An 18,833-nucleotide genomic window follows, 5' to 3' on the forward strand; every position below is an offset into this window, starting at 1 on the left:
TAAAAAGACCTCGTACTATCAATCGTTATCAAGGTAAACATTAATATTACCAATCCGACACTCTTCAAGTTTCCAATAAACTTGCCAAGGAGGGGCGAACCCAATGGCAGTGGTGGTTTTCCTACACCAGAAAGCTTACAGAAGCAGTTTTTGGTACTCTGAAGTTAGGAATGATTGAATCCCCTTTGAAATTGCCCTCTAAAGGCCATTTTCAACTGATGTTTTGTGGTATTCTACTACGTAGAGAACTGCGTTTATTACTACGTCATTGACTATGTATCAAGATACGTAAAACAATTGGATGTATTATCTAGGTATAGGAGGCAAGGATGGTCAAAGAGAGAGTTTCAAATAATGATTCGAGAATAAATTTTCAATTGCTGATTAAGCTTACTGAAAAAGGATATTTTGAAAAGAAACAATTAGAACATCTTCTACCAATAACAAGTTTCGTTTTTTTTGAAAAGTCAGTCTCTGAACAATTCATGTATTCTTTTGATGGTTTACTTTTAACTGGATTAGATCTTTTTCAAAAAGAAAAAGAGCAACTTCACATAGACCTTGTTAATATTGAATGTATTGATTGGTTGAAAACTGAAAGAGCTAGAAACTTTATACTCATTAGTCTCTGTAAAAAGTACGGTTCCATATCTCAATTAAATGATACCTTCTACAACTTGGCATTTATGAAAATCATTGAAAATAGATGTTGGGGGAATGTTGATACTAACCTAATTGTGAATTACATAGATTATTGTGCGTTAATGCATGGTCGAGAAAGTGTAACTGATTTTATAAACTTGAAAAGGTCACAATGGCATCAGAGAGTTTGTCGAGTATTGCGTTCTCTATGGTTAGATAGTGATCAAGTTATCAAACCTAAAAATGGTGAGTATGATTGGATTTTAAAAAGACTACATGATGAGAGATTTTTTTCAGTTATGCCGTTTTTTGAAACTAATGAGTTAAAAAGTGCATTTATATTTTGTCATTTGGATTTATGGATATCAAATCGTGGAAATGCTGAGGTCGATTTATTTTTTATAAAGCTAAAGAAATCGTGGTCACAGAAGAAATTTAGAGATGGAGTTAAAGACAAGAAGGTATTGAATACTTACATAAGTGGTGAATCCAAATCGAAACTTGAGGAAATGGCGAAACTTAAGGGGATGAGGTTAAATGAAGTTTTAGAGGAAATTATTGATTCTTCATACGGCATTTGGAATTCGTCACCAAGGTGATTGAAATAAATAATAAATATATATTATCTCTTTGCAATGACCTGTTATTAATAAGTTAATCATGGTTGACCAGAGAGATAAATGAAAAAATACAACGGATATGAAGCCATAGAAAATAGATTGCAATATTTACCACTATCAACCACCTATACTATTTTGGATAAAATTAGTGAAATAGTAAACGTAGAACCTGTCATTGGCATTATGGGTAAGTCTGGGGCAGGAAAAAGTAGTTTGTGCAACGCTCTGTTCCAAGGAAATATATCTCCAGTAAATGATGTTAGTTCATGTACTCGTGAGGCTTTACGATTTAAATTGAATGTTAGTAATCGTCTTCTAACGTTAATTGATCTTCCCGGTGTGGGCGAAAGTCAGGAACGCGACTGGGAATATACATTGCTTTATCGACGCCTTCTGTCAGAAGTTGATTTGATCCTTTGGGTAATCAAAGCCGATGACCGGGCGTTAGCGGTAGATGAACATTTTTACAGACATGTACTAGGCGATGCGTTTCAAAGCAAAGTGCTATTTGTCATTAATCAAGCTGACAAAATCGAACCGTGTCATGAATGGAACTCCAGCAGTAACCAACCTTCACCAGTTCAAATCGCTAATCTCGATCTTAAAGTTCATGACATTACACGGTTACTACAGCCAATCAATCCAATCTGCGCCATTTCGGTCAAAGCCAACTGGAATCTGACCGAGATGGTCGAAGTCATGGTTGAATGCCTGCCGGAAAAATCCAGTAGCCCCCTCTCAGCGCAACTACATAATCATCTTAGAACTGAGCGCGTTAAAGAAACGGCAAGGAACGATTTTGGCAGCGCCGTCGGTGGAGTACTGGATGCTGTCGCTTCGCTTCCAGTGGTTCCCAGGCCAGTGAAATCGCTGATTTACCAAATTCGTGATGCAGTGGTTTCGATCGCCCGTTCTGTATGGGATATTTTCTTCTAAACAGTAATCACCAGTAATTCACACGAAAGGCCCCGACGCTATGCGTCGGGGCCTTTCGTTTATTATGCAAACAGGAGTTAATTATGGTCCGTCTCGCTTCACGTTTTGGTGCTGCCAACGTCATTCGCAAAGATCGCCCACTCACGCACGATGAGTTGTTCCGCACTGTGCCCAGTATTTTCAGTGAAACTAAACACGATTCCCGTAGCGATCGTTATACCTATATTCCCACGATCACTTTGCTGGAAAATTTAAGACGGGAAGGTTTCCATCCTTTCTTTGCCTGCCGGACGCGAGTTAGGGATCTTAGTAAGCGCGATCATACTAAGCACATGCTGCGACTACGCCGGGAAGGGCAGATAACGGGTAATCAGGTTCCTGAGATCATTTTGCTTAACTCGCACGATCGATCCAGCTCTTACCAGATGCTGCCGGGCCTGTTCCGCGCAGTGTGCCAGAACGGACTTATTTGCGGTGAAACCTTTGGCGAGGTTCGCGTGCCCCACAAAGGTGATGTAGTCGAGCGGGTGATTGAAGGCGCGTATGAAGTGCTGGGCATCTTTGACCGTGTGGACGAAAAGCGGGAAGAGATGCAGAGACTAATGCTTCCACCACCTGCTCAGCAGGCGCTGGCAAAAGCGGCGCTAACCTATCGGTTTGGAGATGAATATCAGCCTGTATCTTAGTCGCAAATATTATCGCCTCGACGTTGGCAGGACGAGAGCCCTGATATTTGGACGACATACCAGCGCATCCAGGAAAACCTGATTAAAGGCGGATTCAGAGGCAGAAACGCGCAGGGCAGAAACCAACAGACTCGTGCAATCCGGGGCATTGATAGTGATGTAAAGCTCAATCGCGCACTTTGGGTGATGGCCGAAACCATGCTTGAACATGCTAAGGGATGCACGCCTGTTTAAGTTAGCAGAATAATTCACAAATTACGGACACACCCTGTCCGAATTGTACATGCCCTGATTTGGCCAACGTCGGCAAGATTCGCTTTATCCCGCCTGCAACCTCGCTTTAGCCAATCTCGAAATATTTTCTCAAACGGTCATAACCTGTCCGACCTCGTCTTTAAAATAACCTCAATATTTCAGCATGTTAATTACGGAGGTGACCTATGCGTCAGGCCGAACGTCGCTATGACAAACTTGCCGTAAGGTTGTCGTTAATCATCAGTCGCCTGGTGGCTGGAGAGACGCTGAACCTGAGCAAACTGGCGGTTGAGTTCGGTGTTTCAGTGCGTACGCTGCGACGCGATTTCCGGGAACGGCTGATATATATGGATCTTGAATATCATAACGGGAACTGTCGGTTGCTTACCGGAGACAATGTGGTCCGGCGTGAGCATATTGCGCTGGCTTTTGCCCGACAAAGTGGTGTGGCTGGATTATTTCCGGGACTCGATCACCGTCTGGCAAATACCCTGCTTGAAAGTGGTATCGAAGCGCCGTGCATTGTATGGCAACCCGCGCCAGTAATGGGTGAGGCGCTTCAGGGGATTTTTCAGCGCATCACTTCCGCCATCGCCGGGCGTCGTCGCATAACACTGCTGACTGAGGGGCATCGTTGCGAGCAACTCGCGCCATATCGCCTTATCTCTCTTGAAGGCCACTGGTATCTCACCGGCGAACTCAAGGGCGACGTATCGGTTTTTACTCTGACTGATATTCAGACCATCGCCGTCAGTAATGAAAATTTCACCATGAATGAACCTTTGCTGACGCTAATTTCAGACTCCGAATTTATAAGGGCGCTTCCCCATTTTCGTTTCTTCAAGTCTTTACTCACCGGTGCCAATAACCGGCTAATACCTCACAAGGATAATTAACTATGAAACATTTCACGATCAAGGCAGCGATCGCCTCACTAATTCTCTCCGCCTCATTTCAGAGTAGTGCGGCAATAACCGGAACGGTTAAGGCATGGCCTTATATGGAATCCGCTGGCTGGAAATCAGCAGATGGATATGATTTCAATAAAATGCACAATGCACTTTACCAAGCTGAGGTCATTGATAACTATCCATGGACTAAACAATTTCTAATACGTGTTCGCGGTGGAGGCTCTTTCTATCTGGCTGATAAACAGTCGAAAACCGTGCGCCATCTTAAAATTGAGCCAGCAAGCGGTTTCAATTCTGATCTGAATTCTGTTTATCAGGGAGAAGATAATGGTAAAGGATGCTTTATGGCGGTGGTTGATGGTAAGGCACTCGCGCTGAGTAAAGCAGAAGACGACATCCTCCACAGCTTCCCACGCGTTCCAAATGCAGACCAGGAACTGGTAAAAGCCCGAGAACAATTTAAACCAGAAGTTGTTGCCGTTTTTCCGGATAACTGCGTTAACAAGCGGCAGGAAGCCGCTTTGAATGCCAAACGTTCTTCTGATGAACGCGCATTGCAGCAGTGGGCTGCTAAAGAGAGCCTTAAAGAATTATGCCGCAGGACTGGCAATTGCTAATCAGGGAGAAAGCCAATGGTTCATTTTCCAAAACTGCTGGTTGCAGTTGCCTTAACGGCTTCAGCGCTGCTGACGGGGTGCGACAACAGTGATGATGGTGGTATTAACACGATTTCTAAATATCACGATCTGACACCGCCACCTTTCAGCGATATCGTGTCGTCGAAAAGAGATATCGCCTACCAGTGGATCAAAAAAGATGCATTTGGTCAGGAACAGTATCGGGTGATTAAAACGGTTAAATCACCAGATGGCTGTAAATCAGGTAATTATTACTACATCGCCGATATGCGGGAAAAGACAGTCCAGCCACTCATGTCTGCGCTGTGCCTGTCCGATAATATTACGCTGAGCTTCAGAGAAGAAACCGATAACTATACCGGTGAAAAATCCGTCGTTTATTCCCATGATGGAAAAGAGATGGGGAAAATCTACATGCCTAAAAATCAGGAGGATCATGAGTGATAAAGGGAAATTTTGCCATCTTGGCGACTATGTTGTTGTCGCTCGCCAGCATTGCAGCCGCATCTGCAGAAGATCAACGTTACATCAGCATCCGCAATACCGATAATGTCTGGGTGCCCGGTGGCATATGCGCACTGCAGTTCCGCCTGGACAATGGCGGCGGCGCTCAGGGGTTCAACAAGCTGGCGGTGACTATGCGGGTCAAAGATAAACAGGGAAACATCCTTGAAGAGGGTGTCATGGATGTCGAGCCGTTCGGCGACAGCGATGCAACGCGTTCTCAACATGCTTTTCTTGAAACCAGCTGCAATGATGAAGCCAGCTCAATTGAGATTGTGAAAGCCACAGAAGAAACCGACGGCAATGAGATTAACCTGCCATTATCCACGTTTGATCCACAGTATTACCAGCCACTTGCGGTAAGCATTACTAAGTAACCCTCGCCACAACTCACGCACTAATTAACCAGCCCCCGCTGCACATGCAGCGGGGGCTTTCTTTTATTTGTCGCAAAAACAATTCACCGCTCAGGCGGTAGCTATTTCGAAAGGAGCTTTTCATGATGAACGATGCCCCGGTTGTGATCACGGCTGTAGCCGACGAGGATCGATTGCAGTTCTGGCCGAAATATTTCGGCTCCGTAGCACGCTGGACCAGCCTTGAGCCACAGGTTTTCGGCTGGATGGATCACCTGTGTGAAGACTACAACGGTGGAATCTGGAACTTTTTTACGCTGAGCAACGGCGGTGCCTTTATTGCGCCATACTGCGACTCAGCATGGTCACTGTATAACGACATGAACGGCAACAGTGCGGAGATGAGCAGCGAGGCCGCTGGCATCGCCGTGTGTCTGCTAAACTGGAGCCATCACGCCTGCAGAACAGAAAGCGAAGCGATGACGGATCACTACTACCGTCTGCGGGAATATGCGCTTAGCCACGCTGAAAGCCGCGCCATTATGCGCATCATCGACTGAAGCCGGAGTGCACGATGGAAAGTAACGTAATACACAACTCCACACTGCCTCTGGCATCCCAGCTCACCGTTAAACGCGCAATCGCACTGATTGAAAATCACCTGCGTGAACCGGGCGTGGCGTTCACCTCTGCAACCGCTGCACGCGACTGGTTGCGATTAAACCTGACTGGCCTGGAGCGTGAAGTGTTTATGGTTCTGCTGCTGGATAACCAGAATCGATTGTTGGCGCACGAAACGCTGTTCAGCGGTTCAATCAGCAGCACAGAAGTGCATCCTCGCGAGGTCGTCAAAGCGGCGCTGCGGCACAACGCAGCGGCAGTCATTCTTGCTCACAATCATCCATCCGGACATGCAGAGCCCAGTGATGCAGACAGGCGGATTACAGAGAGGTTGAAAAAAGCGCTGGCACTGGTGGATGTTCGCCTGCCGGATCACTTTGTGATTGGCAGTAAAGAAATTGTGTCGTTTGCCGAACGTGGCTGGCTGTAATCAGGAGGATGTATGAATGAAAACGAATGGGGGCTGAAACGTAGTATCACCCCGCGGTTCAGTGTTCGACTGGTGCAGGAAGGCAACCGGCTGCACTATCTGGCTGACAGGGCTGGAATAGTCGGTGAATTTAGCGAAGAACAAATTGACCGTATCAACCAGTCGTTCCCGCAAATGATCGGCATGCTCGAACATCTGCTGGCCACCGGTGAACTCAATCCCCGCCAGCAGCACTGCATAACGATTTATCACAACAACCTTACCTGTGAAGCCGACACGCTCGGCTCGCACGGCTACGTCTATATCGCGGTTTACCCGACAACTCAGTAGCTCCCTCAAAGGAAAATCAATATGCCAACCTCATCAATACACCCGGGGCGGGCGGCATCGTGCTGCCTGTCACCCGTCGCACACTGGCGAACATTACTTGTCTACCTGTTGGAAAAGCACTTCGGACTGGAGTTAAACGATACGCCATTTTGCAGTGAGTCAGTCATCCTGCAACACATTGAGGCGGGTGTTACCCTGGCTGATGCCATCAATTTTCTGGTGGAAAAATATGACCTGGTGCGTATCGATATCCTTGGTGATACCTATACAGAGCCAGAAATCTTCCTGACCGCCGCCGACATACTGAAGGCAAGTCACGCTACCGGATTAACACAGCGCAATCTCGATTAAATCCTGTATAGCGCATTCCAGATTTACCTTTCTGCTGCTTTTCTCCTCTATCTAACAACGCATAATGCCTCTGCCATAACCGGCAGAGGCATTTGCTTATATGGAATTTTTTGCGATGCAAACAAAACCTGAAGTGATTACCGAACATACTGAGCTGATTAACTCGACCAATATTGAGCGCATCGTCACTGGACGTGATGCGGCGCTGGCGAAGATTGAACAGGTGATTCAGCAGCTCATCGCCATTTCTCAGCTCACTGCCGATATTGGTGGCGGCAACGCTGCCGACTGGGCGATGAAACAAGGGCATCGCTATGACTGCTGGTTGATGGAAAAGCCGGAGAAAGCGATGCCAGCAATCACCCGCAACATTGACCGCAGTCTCTGGAGAGAGCTAATGCTGAAGTCCGGTATGCTCTCGCTGATGGATGCTCAGGCGCGTGACCAGTGGCATCAGAACCTCGAAGATGGCGACCTACCGGCCATCAGTGAAGCCAACATTCTCAGCACGTTTGAGCAGTTGCATCAGAGTAAAACGGAAGTGTTTGAGCGCGGCATCATCAATGTGTTTAAAGGACTATCATGGGATTACAAAACTAACAGCCCATGCTTTTTCGGTAAGAAGATCATAATCAATAATCTGGTAACGCATAACCGCTGGGGTTTCAGCCTGACGTGGGGGTATAAGCGGGACCAACTGGCAGATCTTGAACGAATGCTGTATTTGCTCGACGGCAAAGCTATACCGGATAATCGTGGTGACATCTCCATCAACCTCATGAATCATATCCGCGAGAATCCCGGCAAGGATGTTTACGAAGATATGTACTTCTCCATCCGCTACTTTCAGAGAGGCACAGCACACCTGAAATTCAAGCGCCCTGAGTTGGTGGAAAAGATGAATGACATCATCGCAAGGCATTATCCGGGGATGCTCGCTCGCGAAGAGTGTGCGCCCTACTCATTTCGACTTCATGATTGAGACCGTTTAAAAACCTTCACGATGAAGTAAAATAACAAGATTAAACCCTAATCCAAGTACTGATTTTTCACACAAATATCAGTAAGGAAAAGCGTTTGGGGGTGCATATGGGGGTCTCTTTTTTATCCAACGAAACAATTATACTTATTATCAATAAATTACCAACTAAATGCGACTCCTGTGATCTCCGCCACTTCCATGTTTCCCCCACTAACTCAACAATCCCGCCCCTACATTCACTGACAACCCCAAAATCGCCAGATTGAAAACAAACGAAATCACCGACTGCAACAGAGCGATTTGCCGCATATCCGTGGTGCCTGTTGCTACATCGGCGGTTTGCGAAGCTACCGCGATAGTGAAAGAGAAGTAGAGAAAATCCCAGTATCCTGGCTGCTCGGGCTTTTCGGGAAAGATCATCGGCGTGACATCTTTGCTGCGCCGCAGATAGTGATGATGCGCGTAATGCATGGCGAATGACGTCGGAAGTAGCGCCCATGAGACCACCAAGGTTGCCGCTGTTAGCAGCAGATGCAGTACGCGCGGCGTTCCTGTCAGACTCTTCAGCGTGGTGAGCTCCATCAAGATCGCCAGAATGCTAACCATGCAGGTGAGCGTCACCATGCTCAGTACCAACGTCGCACTTTCATCTTCGATTTTCGCAATGTGCGGAATGTCTTTGGCCTCGGTGCCTAACATGCGCAGCCACAGAAAAGCGAGATAGAGCCATGCCAGCACGTTCCAGCCAATCAGCAGACGCTGCAACATGCCCAGATGCGCAGGCAGAAAAAAATAGCAGGCCACGCCAGTCACAATCGAAACCAGTAAACGCAGGCGTGCGCGAAGGTAATGCATCAGGGAAAGGCTCATGGTGTCAGAGGCTTAGTGAAGGAAGGTGGATAGGTTAACTGTAGACGCTGTTAATGAGGTTGTAATTGTGGAGCACCTTAACCATTTATCGGTTCGGCTCCGTTTCAGTTGGTAAAATAATCGCCAATCGACTAATGAGCTTCATTGCGTCTCTCTGGCATACTGTGAACCAGATCCTATTAGAGCGGAGGCGACATGTCAGAAGAGCAATCCACACCATCACCAGCAGGCGAATTTGTCATGTTTGCGAGCGGCGATGGGAAAGTGCGGGTTGAATGTCGCTTTGAGCAGGAATCGCTTTGGCTTTCACAAGCATCCATCGCCACCCTTTACCAAATTACGCCACAAGCCATTACGCAGCACATTAAAGCGATCTATGAAGAAGGCGAACTTGAACAAAACGCAACCTGTAAGTCTTACTTACAAGTTCAACAGGAAGGAACTCGTCAAGTCAGCCGGAATACCCTTCATTACAATCTGCCGATCATCCTCGCCATCGGTTATCGCGTCCGCTCAGCACGCGGTACTCAGTTCCGCCAATGGGCAACGCAAACCCTGCAAGAATATTTGATCAAAGGTTTTGTGATGGACGACGAGCGGCTGAAAAATCCGCCGGTGGGTTCATCCGCTGTACCTGACTATTTCGATGAAATGCTGGAGCGTATTCGCGATATTCGCGCCAGTGAACGGCGAATGTATTTACGCGTTCGCGAGATTTTTGCCTTAGCGGCTGACTATCAACCTTCCCTCAAAGAGACCACGCAGTTTTTTCAAACCATCCAGAACAAATTGCACTTTGCCTGTACCGGTTATACCGCTGCCGAGCTCATTCATTTGCGTGCTGACGCCAGCCAATCTCACATGGGTTTGACGAGTTTTAAAGGTGAAGAGGTGCGGAGAAGCGATGTCACCGTGGCTAAAAATTATCTGGTTCAGGACGAAGTGAGCGAGCTCAATCGCGTGGTAACGATGTGGCTGGATTTTGCCGAAGACCAAGCGCGCCGTCGCCAGCAGGTATTTCTTCGCGATTGGCAGAGCAAACTCGATCAATTTCTGCAATTTAACGATCGCGATGTGCTGCAAGGCGCGGGTTCAATCAGTAAGAAAATGGCCGATGAAAAAGCACAGGCTGAATACGGTGAATTCGCCGAGCAACAGCGTCGTCTGAAAGAGTCAGAAGGTGAAAAGAACATTGCCGGTTTGCTGCAGTGGCAACCAAGCCCTAAGAAATCGAAATGATCGCCGCTGAGCCGCATCCCGCCCTTTCGCGCCTCAACTTATACGCGCCCACGCTTTACTTCCCCACCAATCTCCGCCACTTTGCTCCTTCATCGCATTGTGGAGCCTGGCATGTTAATCCATCCAACCGATACTCTGACTTTCTCGGGCAATCCGCGCCAGGCTGAGCTGCGTCAGCGCCTGCTAGAGCCGGATGCGCCGAAAGTGATTGCCGCTGCGTTAGCGAAACAGCTGGACCGTGAAACCTTCACTCATCGCCACGCCGCCGGGCAGCTCTTCTGTTTGAAACAGGGATTGATGACGGTGAAAACGCCGTCTGGTATTTTCGCCAATCCGCCGCGACTGGTGGGCTGGATTCCGCCCTACTTTGAACATGCGATCATTGGGCCGGGCCCGGTGCTTGGCTGGACGGTATTGGTTGACGACGCGCTGGCAGCGCCGTTGCCAGATCATCCGGTCCTGCTTTCCTGCCCCTCGGTGCTGGAGCCGCTGGCAGAAAGGCTGGCAACCTTGTCGCCCGATCACTGGGGCAGCGCGCGCTACAATCGCCTGAGCGAGGTGTTTCTGGATGAATTGTATGAATCGACTGAACATCCGCTGACGTTACCGCTGCCGACGGAACCGCGCTTGCTGCAGATTGCACGCCTGTTGATGGACGATCCCTCCGATACGCGCACCGGGCCAGAACTGGCGCGCTGGGCCGGACTCAGCCCGCGCAGTTTAAGCCGCCATTGGGCAAGCGCGATCGGCATGAGTTTGACGCGCTATCGCCAGGTTTCACGTTTACTCAAATCACTGGAAGGTTTGGCGGCGGGCAAAAGTGTGCAGCAAGTAGCGTGGCAGGTCGGATTCGATAGCGTTAGCAGCTATATCAGCGCTTTTCGCAGCGCGTTTGGTTCAACGCCCGGCAAATACTTTACGCCGCCAGCCGACTCTGCGGATGCAAAAACAGCAAACTAGCAGGCCCGTCAATGTCCGGCAAAGTGTGCTGATATTTACGCCGGAACGCGCCGGGCGGCAAATCGAACATGCGGCGGAAGGTGCGGCAATAAGTTTGCTGCGAGTCGAAGCCATATTTAATGGCGATATCCATCAGCGGCGTATTGCTGTTCAACAGCGCGATCACCGAAGCCGTTAACTTGCGCTCGCGAATATAGGTACCGAGCGCTACGCCGGTGTAACTGCGAAACAGCCGCTGCAGATGCCACTGCGAATACCCGGCGCGTCGCGCCACGGTTTCCAGAATGAGTTTCTGCTCAATATTATCCTCAATCCAGAGCATCAGTTGCTGCATAAAGGCGGCGTGCATATCCATCTTTCCTCCTGATGTCGAAATGAAAACCGGACGGAAATCCGGCAAGTGGCAAGCATTATAGAAAGTCGCTCACTGGCTATGTGATGGTCAAAAGCCAATAAATAACGATAACTCGCCAATTTATGGCTGCGCCACATTCAGTTCGATGGTTGTCAAAACGAGAGGGATTTGTCATCACGGGACGCTCGCCGCTAGATGGACAGGGAAATCCTTTTCCGCTGCTTCATCTGCGCTATGCGCAGTGAATTAAATAGTCGCACCCATTGAGAGGCGATAATGCAGGTCGACCTGCTCGATGGTGGGCTGCTGGTTGATCTTTTTCAGGATGATCTCCGTCGCCACTTTTCCCATCTCAAAGCGCGGCGTGATGACGCTGGCTAAGCGTGGCGTGGTTGCCTGGCCGATTTCCAGTCCGTGAAAACCGGCAATCGCCATCGCTTGCGGCACGGCAATGCGCGCCGCCTGACACTCCTGCAGTACGCCGACCGCCAGATCATCATTGGTGCAGAGAATCGCATCCATCTCCGGATAGAGCTGGCGCGCCAGCGTCATCATGCCGGTGCCAATCGATACCGATGAAACCTTGTTTGGCACAATCCGCCCTGCGGGCAAACCGGCCGCTTCAACCGCATCGCGATAACCGGCGTAACGCTGCTCATCACGACGATCGGACATCGAACCAAAGTAGATAACGCGCTGTTTGCCGCTGGCCAGCAGCATCGCCGTCATATCGTAGCCGGCGCGATAGTTGTCGAAGCCAACATTGATGCGCCCGCGCGCCTCGGTCAATCCCATCACTTCTGCCACCGGAATGTTGGCAGCATTAAGATATTTTTCCGCGCGCACGGTGTGCACTGATTCGGTCAGGATCAGCCCTTTGATGTTAAAGGCTAAAACCGTGGCGATCTGCTCCTCTTCACGCTGGGCGTTGTAGTCGTAATTGACCACCAGCGTTTGATAACCCTGCGCGCTGGTCACCGATTCAATCCCCGCCAGCAGATCGGCAAAGATTTGATTATTAAAGGAAGGAATCAACACGCCGATGCGCGGTGGGTTTTGTTTGGTCGCCGCGACATTATCGGTATCCGCGACGTAGCCAATTTCGGCAATCACGCTGGCGATCTTCTCCGCCGTTTCCGTTTTGACCTTTTCCGGCGTGCGCAGATAGCGACTTACCGTCATTTTGGTGACGCCCGCCAGGGTAGCAATATCGTCCAGAGTGATGCGCTGCGTTTTCATTACGGCGTCCGCAAAGAGGGGCTGAGAATCAACGTATTATGCCCGTTGCCTGTTAAAAAATGAAACGCGCCCGTGCGCTCTGAGCGGTGAAATAAAATCGGCAAATCAGCTCGCATAACAGAATGAAAATTCCAATAAAAAGCAAAATTTGCAATGTCCTTACAAAGTGAATTGATGAAAAACCTATCATTTCATTAGGCTATAAATATGCCCCTGACGACTTATTCAGCAATTTTCGCAACCCTCTTCACACTTTTCGGAAAAAATGATCCAAAAACCATCATTTAGAACATATATTCCAACACGAAGACCTCGCGTGAATAAAAGTTGAACATCTAAACCTACACCACCCTCTTTCTGAACAAGCAACGTTCAGGCCGTAGAGACAAGGGGCTATAACAATGGATACCAGGCAAAAACGCTACAACATGAAGTATGTCATTCTCTGCTGTACTGTCGCGGCATTCGGCGGTCTGCTAATGGGATATGACTCTTCGATTATCTCCGGTGCAATCGAACCCTTAAGTGAATATTTCCAGTTATCGCCCGCTGAAACCGGCTGGGCCGTTTCCAATATCCTGCTCGGCAGTTTGATCGGCTGCTTTATGGCGCCGCGCCTCAGCGACAAACTGGGACGCAAAAAATCCCTCGCCATCACCGCCCTGCTGTTTACCGTTTCGGTTATCGGGACCGCGCTGGCGCATAACTTCACCGTATTCGTCATCTTCCGCATGATTGGCGGATTGGCAATTGGCCTGGCCTCGGTGATTTCCCCTATCTATCTGGCCGAGCTGTCGCCTTCCAAGTTTCGTGGCCGTACCACCGCGCTGTATGCGGTGTGCTGCGTTGGCGGACAATCGGTGGTGTTGCTGACCAACTACTTCATCACCAAATCCACCTTACCTGACGTGATGATCAATATGGGCTGGCGCTACATCCTCGCCACGGCGCTGGTGCCGTGCGCGCTGTTTATCCTGTTCATCGCCTTTATCCCGGAATCGCCGCGCTGGAACGTGCTGAAAGGCAAGTACGATGAAGCGCTGGATACGCTGACCAAAATCTCAAACCGCGAGCATGCCGAGAGCGTGTTCAACGAAATCAAACATTCGTTTTCTGATAAAACCGCGCAGCAACACAAATCGCGTCTGCGTCTGGATAAAACCACCATTCCACTGCTGATTGTCGGTATCGGTTTGGCGGTGGGTAACCAGATCAGCGGCATCAACGTGATTCAGTACTTTGGGCCAACTTTGCTGAAAAACGTCGCGGGCAGTACGGACTCAGCGCTGCTGCAAACCTTCTGGCTGTCGATTTGTCAGTTTATTGGCGTGCTGGCGGGGATGATGCTGATCGATAAAGTCGGTCGTCGTAAGCTGCTGCTGCTGGGTGCCATCACTTCCTGCGTGTGCCTGACCTACTCGTTCATCGCCTTCTATTACCACTTGCCGGGCATGCTGGCGGTGATTGGCCTGTTCGCGTATATGATTTTCTTCGGTATGACGTGGGGTCAGATCGTCTGGACGGTGCTGGGCGAAGTGTTCCCAACCGAGATTCGTTCGATTTGCGTGGGGATTTCCATCTGCGCGATGTCGATGGCCAACTTTGTTATCAGCAGTACCTTCCCGATCATGAACAGCAGCCCGATGCTGCTTGATATGTTCCACGGTGGCTTCCCGCTGTTGCTGTTCGCGATCTTCTCGCTGGGGATGTACTTCTTCACCTTCCGTTATCTGCCAGAAACTGCCGGCGTGTCGCTTGAGAAGATTCATGCGCTGGTGCTGCGTAAATTTAACGTCGAAGCAGATCTGCCGGAGACGACGTCCACGGCGAAAGCGAGTGAGTCGTTTGATATTCCAAGGCATTAATCGATGAGGGTGCGCATTTATGCGCACCTGGTCGCCATAAATGGCGACCCTACGAAATCATGATGGCGCGCATTTTTTAACTCAGGCGTTCGTACTGCTCAATCACCGCCAGCGCTAAGCCGTTGGCCGGATCGATGCGCAGCGGCAGGAAATGCAGCGCGGTGTGGGCAAAGGTAAAGGCCAGCGTACCGGCCTGCGCCGCCTGTTGCACCGCCTGCACAAATGCCGGCTGCGCATTCCACGGCCCATCAATAATGATGCTGGCCGGATTCACCAGCTGCATCACCTGACTCAACGCGTTGCCCAAATGGGTGCCCGCCTGCGTCATCACCTCTTGCAGGATTTCCGGCTCACTATCACCATTCTGCCAACGCAGGCCCGGTTTGCGTTTTGCCAGCTGCTGCTGAATGGCCGGTTTGCTCACCAGCGTTTCCAGACAACCTAAGCGCCCGCAGCTACAACGTTCGCCGTTGGGTTGCACCGTAAGATGGCCGATCTCGCCCGCCGTCCAACTGCTGCCGGTAAACACTTCGCCCTGTTCCACCAGCGCGCCGCCCAAGCCTTCAGAGATACGCAGATAGAAATGGCTTTGCGACTTATTCAGTTCGAGTTGCTGCACCGAAAGCAGCGCGGCGGCTTTGACATTATTCATGATGCGCAACTGCAGCGGCATCTCGTGGCTGAGAATGGTCATTACATCCACATTCTGCCAGCCAAGATGGGCGGAAAAATGCACCCAGCCACGATGGGGATCGATGATGCCAGGGAAGCCAATTGCTACGCCGAGCAGTTCAGGATGCGCCGCGTGCAAGGTCTGGCACACTTCCACCAGCTCATGCAGCAACTGCTCGGGATCGCTGGTTTCCGTACGCCAGGTTTGCTCAGCAATCACCTGCGAGTAGTAGTCGCACACGCGCCAGTGAATCGCCTGACGCTCCACCATGATGCCCGCACTTTTCAGCTTTTCCGCGCGCAGCGAGATTTCAATTTTAGGGCGGCCCGCAGAAGCCACGCTGACCGGGCCGAGCTCATTGATCAGCCCGGCTTCCAGCAAATCATCGACAATCAGTGAAACGGTGTTTTTGCTCAGCTCGAGCGCTAATGCCAGATCCTGGCGGGAGGTGATGCGGGTGGTGCGCAATTGCGTCATCACCCGCTTCAGGTTGTTCAGACGAAGTAGTGCTGGACCTTTACCGGCTGCTTTCATAGCACTCCTCAATACTCATCACCGCGCACACGGCTGCGATAACTTTCCCAGTCAAAGCGCACCCACAAGCTGTTGCCGAGGCGCATACGATCCATCACGCGTTCACCCAGCAGCGAATTCATGCCCGCCGGATCGAGGTTGGATAACATGCCGGTTGGGCGTTTCGACGATGAGCGGCGATCGACAATCTGATTGATGATCACTTTTTCATAGCGCGATTCGCTCTGCATGCCGATCTCATCGATCACCAGCAGATCCACATGGCTGAGATCGTGCAGCAGGCGCTCTTCGGTTAAATCGCTGCCGCCGCTGAAAGTGCCCTTCATGCTCGACATCAAATCGGCCACGGTGACAATCAGCACGCTTTTACCGCGAATAATCAGATCGTTACCAATCGCCGCCGCAAGGTGGTTTTTACCGGTGCCGGGACGACCGGAAAAAACAAAGCTAGAGATGCTATTTTCAAATCCAGCGGCGTATTCGCGTGCCATGGCCAGCGCTTTACGCTGCCCATCATTTTCCACGCGATAGTTGTCGAACGAGCAGTTCATGTGCAGCTCGCGGATGCCCGAGCGCCCCATGATGCGCTGCATTTTCATCGCGCGGTTTTCCCGCACAATCGCTTCCGAGCGCAAACGGCCCTGCTCCTGATTCCAGGCCAGCAGCTCCGCGCCGTTTTTGAATTTCGGCTGCACTTCGGACGGCATCATCTTTTTCAGGCGGCTAAAAAGATCGTTCGGCGTTTTCATTACTCACCTCGGAATCCATCGGGAATATCGTAATCAGTATTGCTGATTTGCGTGAGATCGCGCTTTGGCTGCCCGCCATTGGCGGCGCGATTCATCTGCACGCTGCGCGCTAACTTTTGCTGCCACTGCACATGATGGAACAAACGGCCTTCTGCCTGCCAGTACGCCACAAACGTGGCCAACTCGGCGGCGGTAACGGCTTCACTCAATGCCACGCCCCAGATTGCGGCCTGACGCTGAAAATCACTGTCCGGCTGCCAGCCTTCATACATCGCGAACTTGCCAACCGGCGTAGCGATGGGCGCGCTATCGGTCTGAAACAGACTCTCATCCAGCGTGACATCATTGGGCTGCTGCGCGGCGGCTTCCAGCGCCAGCAGCTGCGCCAGACGCTGCGGCGTAAGCGCATAAAACGCCGGCGTATTGTTATGCAGCACCGCCAGCGTGCCGTTATCGGCCTGCTGCAGCACGGCGAGCGGGTCATGGCAGAAGCCATCCAGCCCCACCAACGTTGAAGATAAGATTTTGACTGACATGAAGAAACCTGACGTTAACCAGCATGGTGCGCCGGGCGGTAAATTCAGCCCGACGTAATACGCTCAGTGTAACTGTTTTAGCGCGGCGGATCGCGCGCGATTTAGAAGCTGGCGCTGACGCCAAGACTGTAGATGAACTGCTCGCCGCTGCTCACCGCACCGGTTTGTGCGAAGGAAGCAAAGGCGGCCATATTTTGCCCGAGCGGCATATTGGCGCCGACGCTGACATCCACCCAATTGTTTTCCCGGCCATTCATGTCATCAGCGTGTTCACGGGTGGGTGAAGGCAGCTCTTCATTCACCAGATGGCTGTAGCTCACCTGCGCCCACGGCGATATCCAGCCAAAGCTGGAATCCACGCGCCAGCCGAGCGAGGCAATGTGCTCGGCATTATTGCTATCCACGCGTTCGCACTTCGGGCAGCTCAACGTTGAATCATCCACCGCAAACTGCGCCACCGGCCCGGTGCTCACCGCTTCACTCATCGGCATCGACCAACCGGCCGAATAGCGATTCACAAAGGGCGCGGCACCGACGCTGGCGGTTTCACTGTGCATCACCATCGCGTAGTCGTTCGGCGAGTTCAGCGCAGCGTCAAACAGGTTGGCATCGGGATTTTCTGTCAACATCAGATGATTACTGGAAATTTTTTCAGCAAGTATTGCGTTGTAATCGGGCGCGCTATTCTGGCTCGACTGATCAAAGGCATAGGCATTCCCGGCCAGAAAAAATAGCCACCAACCGCTAAAAGCCAGCGCAATTTTGTGCTGGCCTGTCCGCTGACTTTTCTGCAACATGAAGGACTCCTGACGAGCCGGGAAGAGATGGGCGTTTGGGTTTTATAAGATCTATATCGGCGCCCGTTGTATAACTATTAATCGAATTTGCCATACGTCAAGGGAACTATCGCTATTTCATATGCTAAGGGAGTGATGCAATGCAACGTTGTGGCTGGGTAACTGAGGATCCACTGTATCTGGCGTACCACGATAAAGAGTGGGGCGTGCCGCAAACCGATAAGCGAGTCTTATTTGAAATGGTCTGTCTTGAAGGACAGCAGGCGGGGCTTTCATGGATTACCGTGCTGAAAAAACGCGAAAATTACCGCCGCGCATTCCATGAATTCGATCCTGATGCCGTGGCGTTGATGGATGAAAGCGACATGGAACGTCTGATGCAAAATGCGGGACTGATTCGCCATCGCGGCAAGCTGGAAGCGATTATCAACAATGCGCGAGCATTGCTGGCACTAGAGGCCACCGGAGAGGACTTTTCGCGCTTTATCTGGTCTTTTGTCGACCATACGCCGATTTTGCACCGTTACGCGAATTACAAAGACGCGCCAACCACTTCCGAGCCCGCCATTGCGCTCTCTAAAGTGCTTAAGAAGCGTGGTTTTAAATTCGTCGGCCCAACAACCTGCCACTCATTTCTACAGGCCTGCGGCTTAATTAACGACCATCAAACCAGCTGTTTCTGCCATCCTGATAATCTTTAAAGCAAAAGTTTACAAATTAAGACTGACCCTCACGCATTTCCCCATAATTGAAC

22 protein-coding genes and 1 pseudogene are annotated in these 18,833 nt (G+C 50.4%); 16 read left to right on the forward strand and 7 right to left on the reverse strand.

Annotated elements, in window-relative coordinates; translation table 11 throughout:
• The first annotated feature begins 329 nt into the window (after positions 1-329).
• The 12 genes and pseudogenes from BM323_RS19070 (at position 330) to BM323_RS19125 (ending at position 8,262) form a co-directional block, all read left to right on the forward strand.
• On the forward strand, positions 330-1,241 hold the full coding sequence (locus BM323_RS19070) for a hypothetical protein (RefSeq protein WP_091004214.1): 912 nt from the start codon (positions 330-332) through the stop codon (positions 1,239-1,241).
• 81 nt (positions 1,242-1,322) lie between these two features.
• Positions 1,323-2,198 (forward strand): GTPase family protein, encoded by an 876-nt coding sequence (locus BM323_RS19075; protein WP_091004217.1) that lies wholly within the window; start codon positions 1,323-1,325, stop codon positions 2,196-2,198.
• 83 nt (positions 2,199-2,281) lie between these two features.
• Positions 2,282-3,118, forward strand: a pseudogene (locus BM323_RS19080) (DUF932 domain-containing protein).
• Between the two features lie 206 nt (positions 3,119-3,324).
• Complete coding sequence (locus BM323_RS19085; protein WP_091004220.1) at positions 3,325-4,035, forward strand: helix-turn-helix transcriptional regulator; 711 nt, start codon at positions 3,325-3,327, stop codon at positions 4,033-4,035.
• A gap of 2 nt (positions 4,036-4,037) precedes the next feature.
• Complete coding sequence (locus BM323_RS19090) at positions 4,038-4,667, forward strand: hypothetical protein (RefSeq protein ID WP_091004223.1); 630 nt, start codon at positions 4,038-4,040, stop codon at positions 4,665-4,667.
• Between the two features lie 15 nt (positions 4,668-4,682).
• Entirely contained in the window at positions 4,683-5,132 is a 450-nt protein-coding gene (locus tag BM323_RS19095; protein ID WP_091004226.1) for a YfjS/YafY family lipoprotein, read from the forward strand.
• On the forward strand, positions 5,132-5,569 hold the full coding sequence (locus BM323_RS19100; protein WP_371515176.1) for an IrmA family protein: 438 nt from the start codon (positions 5,132-5,134) through the stop codon (positions 5,567-5,569). Before BM323_RS19095 ends, BM323_RS19100 begins: the two co-directional genes overlap by 1 nt.
• A 125-nt stretch (positions 5,570-5,694) precedes the next feature.
• A complete protein-coding gene (locus tag BM323_RS19105) occupies positions 5,695-6,108 on the forward strand; it encodes an antirestriction protein (RefSeq protein ID WP_091004250.1) in 414 nt (137 codons plus the stop codon).
• A 14-nt stretch (positions 6,109-6,122) separates the two neighbouring features.
• On the forward strand, positions 6,123-6,599 hold the full coding sequence (radC, locus tag BM323_RS19110) for a RadC family protein (RefSeq protein ID WP_091004232.1): 477 nt from the start codon (positions 6,123-6,125) through the stop codon (positions 6,597-6,599).
• Positions 6,600-6,611: 12 nt separating this feature from the next.
• Positions 6,612-6,929: a type IV toxin-antitoxin system YeeU family antitoxin gene (locus tag BM323_RS19115; protein ID WP_091004235.1), complete on the forward strand. Its 318-nt coding sequence runs from the start codon at positions 6,612-6,614 to the stop codon at positions 6,927-6,929.
• A gap of 21 nt (positions 6,930-6,950) precedes the next feature.
• Positions 6,951-7,280 (forward strand): TA system toxin CbtA family protein, encoded by a 330-nt coding sequence (locus BM323_RS19120; RefSeq protein WP_091004237.1) that lies wholly within the window; start codon positions 6,951-6,953, stop codon positions 7,278-7,280.
• Between the two features lie 115 nt (positions 7,281-7,395).
• Positions 7,396-8,262, forward strand: a complete 867-nt coding sequence (locus BM323_RS19125) for a DUF4942 domain-containing protein (RefSeq protein ID WP_091004253.1) — start codon at positions 7,396-7,398, stop codon at positions 8,260-8,262.
• Positions 8,263-8,472: 210 nt separating this feature from the next.
• Here BM323_RS19125 and BM323_RS19130 read toward each other — a convergent pair whose 3' ends face one another.
• A complete protein-coding gene (locus tag BM323_RS19130) occupies positions 8,473-9,132 on the reverse strand; it encodes a DUF1345 domain-containing protein (protein WP_036648550.1) in 660 nt (219 codons plus the stop codon).
• A gap of 195 nt (positions 9,133-9,327) precedes the next feature.
• Here BM323_RS19130 and BM323_RS19135 point away from each other — a divergent pair, with 195 nt between their 5' ends.
• Complete coding sequence (locus tag BM323_RS19135; protein WP_008105261.1) at positions 9,328-10,371, forward strand: virulence RhuM family protein; 1,044 nt, start codon at positions 9,328-9,330, stop codon at positions 10,369-10,371.
• A 111-nt stretch (positions 10,372-10,482) separates the two neighbouring features.
• Complete coding sequence (locus BM323_RS19140; protein WP_008105262.1) at positions 10,483-11,331, forward strand: AraC family transcriptional regulator; 849 nt, start codon at positions 10,483-10,485, stop codon at positions 11,329-11,331.
• On the opposite strand, the gene BM323_RS19145 is transcribed toward BM323_RS19140, so the two are convergent.
• Positions 11,288-11,686, reverse strand: a complete 399-nt coding sequence (locus BM323_RS19145; protein ID WP_008105263.1) for a helix-turn-helix domain-containing protein — start codon at positions 11,684-11,686, stop codon at positions 11,288-11,290. The genes BM323_RS19140 and BM323_RS19145 overlap by 44 nt on opposite strands.
• A 246-nt stretch (positions 11,687-11,932) precedes the next feature.
• On the reverse strand, positions 11,933-12,925 hold the full coding sequence (locus BM323_RS19150) for a LacI family DNA-binding transcriptional regulator (RefSeq protein ID WP_008105264.1): 993 nt from the start codon (positions 12,923-12,925) through the stop codon (positions 11,933-11,935).
• A 401-nt stretch (positions 12,926-13,326) separates the two neighbouring features.
• Between BM323_RS19150 and BM323_RS19155 the strand changes: the two genes are divergently transcribed.
• A complete protein-coding gene (locus BM323_RS19155) occupies positions 13,327-14,790 on the forward strand; it encodes a sugar porter family MFS transporter (protein ID WP_008105265.1) in 1,464 nt (487 codons plus the stop codon).
• A gap of 76 nt (positions 14,791-14,866) precedes the next feature.
• On the opposite strand, the gene BM323_RS19160 is transcribed toward BM323_RS19155, so the two are convergent.
• From BM323_RS19160 to BM323_RS19175, 4 genes are all read right to left on the reverse strand, one after another.
• Positions 14,867-15,997: an ROK family protein gene (locus tag BM323_RS19160; protein ID WP_008105266.1), complete on the reverse strand. Its 1,131-nt coding sequence runs from the start codon at positions 15,995-15,997 to the stop codon at positions 14,867-14,869.
• Between the two features lie 8 nt (positions 15,998-16,005).
• Complete coding sequence (dnaC, locus tag BM323_RS19165; protein ID WP_007893471.1) at positions 16,006-16,746, reverse strand: DNA replication protein DnaC; 741 nt, start codon at positions 16,744-16,746, stop codon at positions 16,006-16,008.
• Positions 16,746-17,282, reverse strand: a complete 537-nt coding sequence (gene dnaT / locus BM323_RS19170) for a primosomal protein DnaT (protein WP_008105267.1) — start codon at positions 17,280-17,282, stop codon at positions 16,746-16,748. The genes dnaC and dnaT overlap by 1 nt, the downstream gene beginning before the upstream one ends.
• Positions 17,283-17,383: 101 nt before the next feature.
• Positions 17,384-18,079, reverse strand: a complete 696-nt coding sequence (locus tag BM323_RS19175) for a hypothetical protein (protein ID WP_008105268.1) — start codon at positions 18,077-18,079, stop codon at positions 17,384-17,386.
• 140 nt (positions 18,080-18,219) lie between these two features.
• Between BM323_RS19175 and BM323_RS19180 the strand changes: the two genes are divergently transcribed.
• Positions 18,220-18,780, forward strand: a complete 561-nt coding sequence (locus tag BM323_RS19180) for a DNA-3-methyladenine glycosylase I (protein WP_008105269.1) — start codon at positions 18,220-18,222, stop codon at positions 18,778-18,780.
• Positions 18,781-18,833: the final 53 nt, after the last annotated feature.

Source organism: Pantoea sp. YR525, from assembly GCF_900116775.1.
Lineage (GTDB): Bacteria > Pseudomonadota > Gammaproteobacteria > Enterobacterales > Enterobacteriaceae > Pantoea > Pantoea symbiotica.

What these genes read in the sequence shown, in the direction of transcription:
- BM323_RS19070 (WP_091004214.1), top strand. Translation starts at nt 330, where the DNA reads ATGGTCAAAGAGAGAGTTTCAAATAATGATTCGAGAATAAATTTTCAA.
- BM323_RS19075 (WP_091004217.1), top strand. Translation starts at nt 1,323, where the DNA reads ATGAAAAAATACAACGGATATGAAGCCATAGAAAATAGATTGCAATAT.
- BM323_RS19085 (WP_091004220.1), top strand. Translation starts at nt 3,325, where the DNA reads ATGCGTCAGGCCGAACGTCGCTATGACAAACTTGCCGTAAGGTTGTCG.
- BM323_RS19090 (WP_091004223.1), top strand. Translation starts at nt 4,038, where the DNA reads ATGAAACATTTCACGATCAAGGCAGCGATCGCCTCACTAATTCTCTCC.
- BM323_RS19095 (WP_091004226.1), top strand. Translation starts at nt 4,683, where the DNA reads ATGGTTCATTTTCCAAAACTGCTGGTTGCAGTTGCCTTAACGGCTTCA.
- BM323_RS19105 (WP_091004250.1), top strand. Translation starts at nt 5,695, where the DNA reads ATGAACGATGCCCCGGTTGTGATCACGGCTGTAGCCGACGAGGATCGA.
- radC (WP_091004232.1), top strand. Translation starts at nt 6,123, where the DNA reads ATGGAAAGTAACGTAATACACAACTCCACACTGCCTCTGGCATCCCAG.
- BM323_RS19115 (WP_091004235.1), top strand. Translation starts at nt 6,612, where the DNA reads ATGAATGAAAACGAATGGGGGCTGAAACGTAGTATCACCCCGCGGTTC.
- BM323_RS19120 (WP_091004237.1), top strand. Translation starts at nt 6,951, where the DNA reads ATGCCAACCTCATCAATACACCCGGGGCGGGCGGCATCGTGCTGCCTG.
- BM323_RS19125 (WP_091004253.1), top strand. Translation starts at nt 7,396, where the DNA reads ATGCAAACAAAACCTGAAGTGATTACCGAACATACTGAGCTGATTAAC.
- BM323_RS19130 (WP_036648550.1), bottom strand. Translation starts at nt 9,132, where the DNA reads ATGAGCCTTTCCCTGATGCATTACCTTCGCGCACGCCTGCGTTTACTG.
- BM323_RS19135 (WP_008105261.1), top strand. Translation starts at nt 9,328, where the DNA reads ATGTCAGAAGAGCAATCCACACCATCACCAGCAGGCGAATTTGTCATG.
- BM323_RS19140 (WP_008105262.1), top strand. Translation starts at nt 10,483, where the DNA reads ATGTTAATCCATCCAACCGATACTCTGACTTTCTCGGGCAATCCGCGC.
- BM323_RS19145 (WP_008105263.1), bottom strand. Translation starts at nt 11,686, where the DNA reads ATGGATATGCACGCCGCCTTTATGCAGCAACTGATGCTCTGGATTGAG.
- BM323_RS19150 (WP_008105264.1), bottom strand. Translation starts at nt 12,925, where the DNA reads ATGAAAACGCAGCGCATCACTCTGGACGATATTGCTACCCTGGCGGGC.
- BM323_RS19155 (WP_008105265.1), top strand. Translation starts at nt 13,327, where the DNA reads ATGGATACCAGGCAAAAACGCTACAACATGAAGTATGTCATTCTCTGC.
- BM323_RS19160 (WP_008105266.1), bottom strand. Translation starts at nt 15,997, where the DNA reads ATGAAAGCAGCCGGTAAAGGTCCAGCACTACTTCGTCTGAACAACCTG.
- dnaC (WP_007893471.1), bottom strand. Translation starts at nt 16,746, where the DNA reads ATGAAAACGCCGAACGATCTTTTTAGCCGCCTGAAAAAGATGATGCCG.
- dnaT (WP_008105267.1), bottom strand. Translation starts at nt 17,282, where the DNA reads ATGTCAGTCAAAATCTTATCTTCAACGTTGGTGGGGCTGGATGGCTTC.
- BM323_RS19175 (WP_008105268.1), bottom strand. Translation starts at nt 18,079, where the DNA reads ATGTTGCAGAAAAGTCAGCGGACAGGCCAGCACAAAATTGCGCTGGCT.
- BM323_RS19180 (WP_008105269.1), top strand. Translation starts at nt 18,220, where the DNA reads ATGCAACGTTGTGGCTGGGTAACTGAGGATCCACTGTATCTGGCGTAC.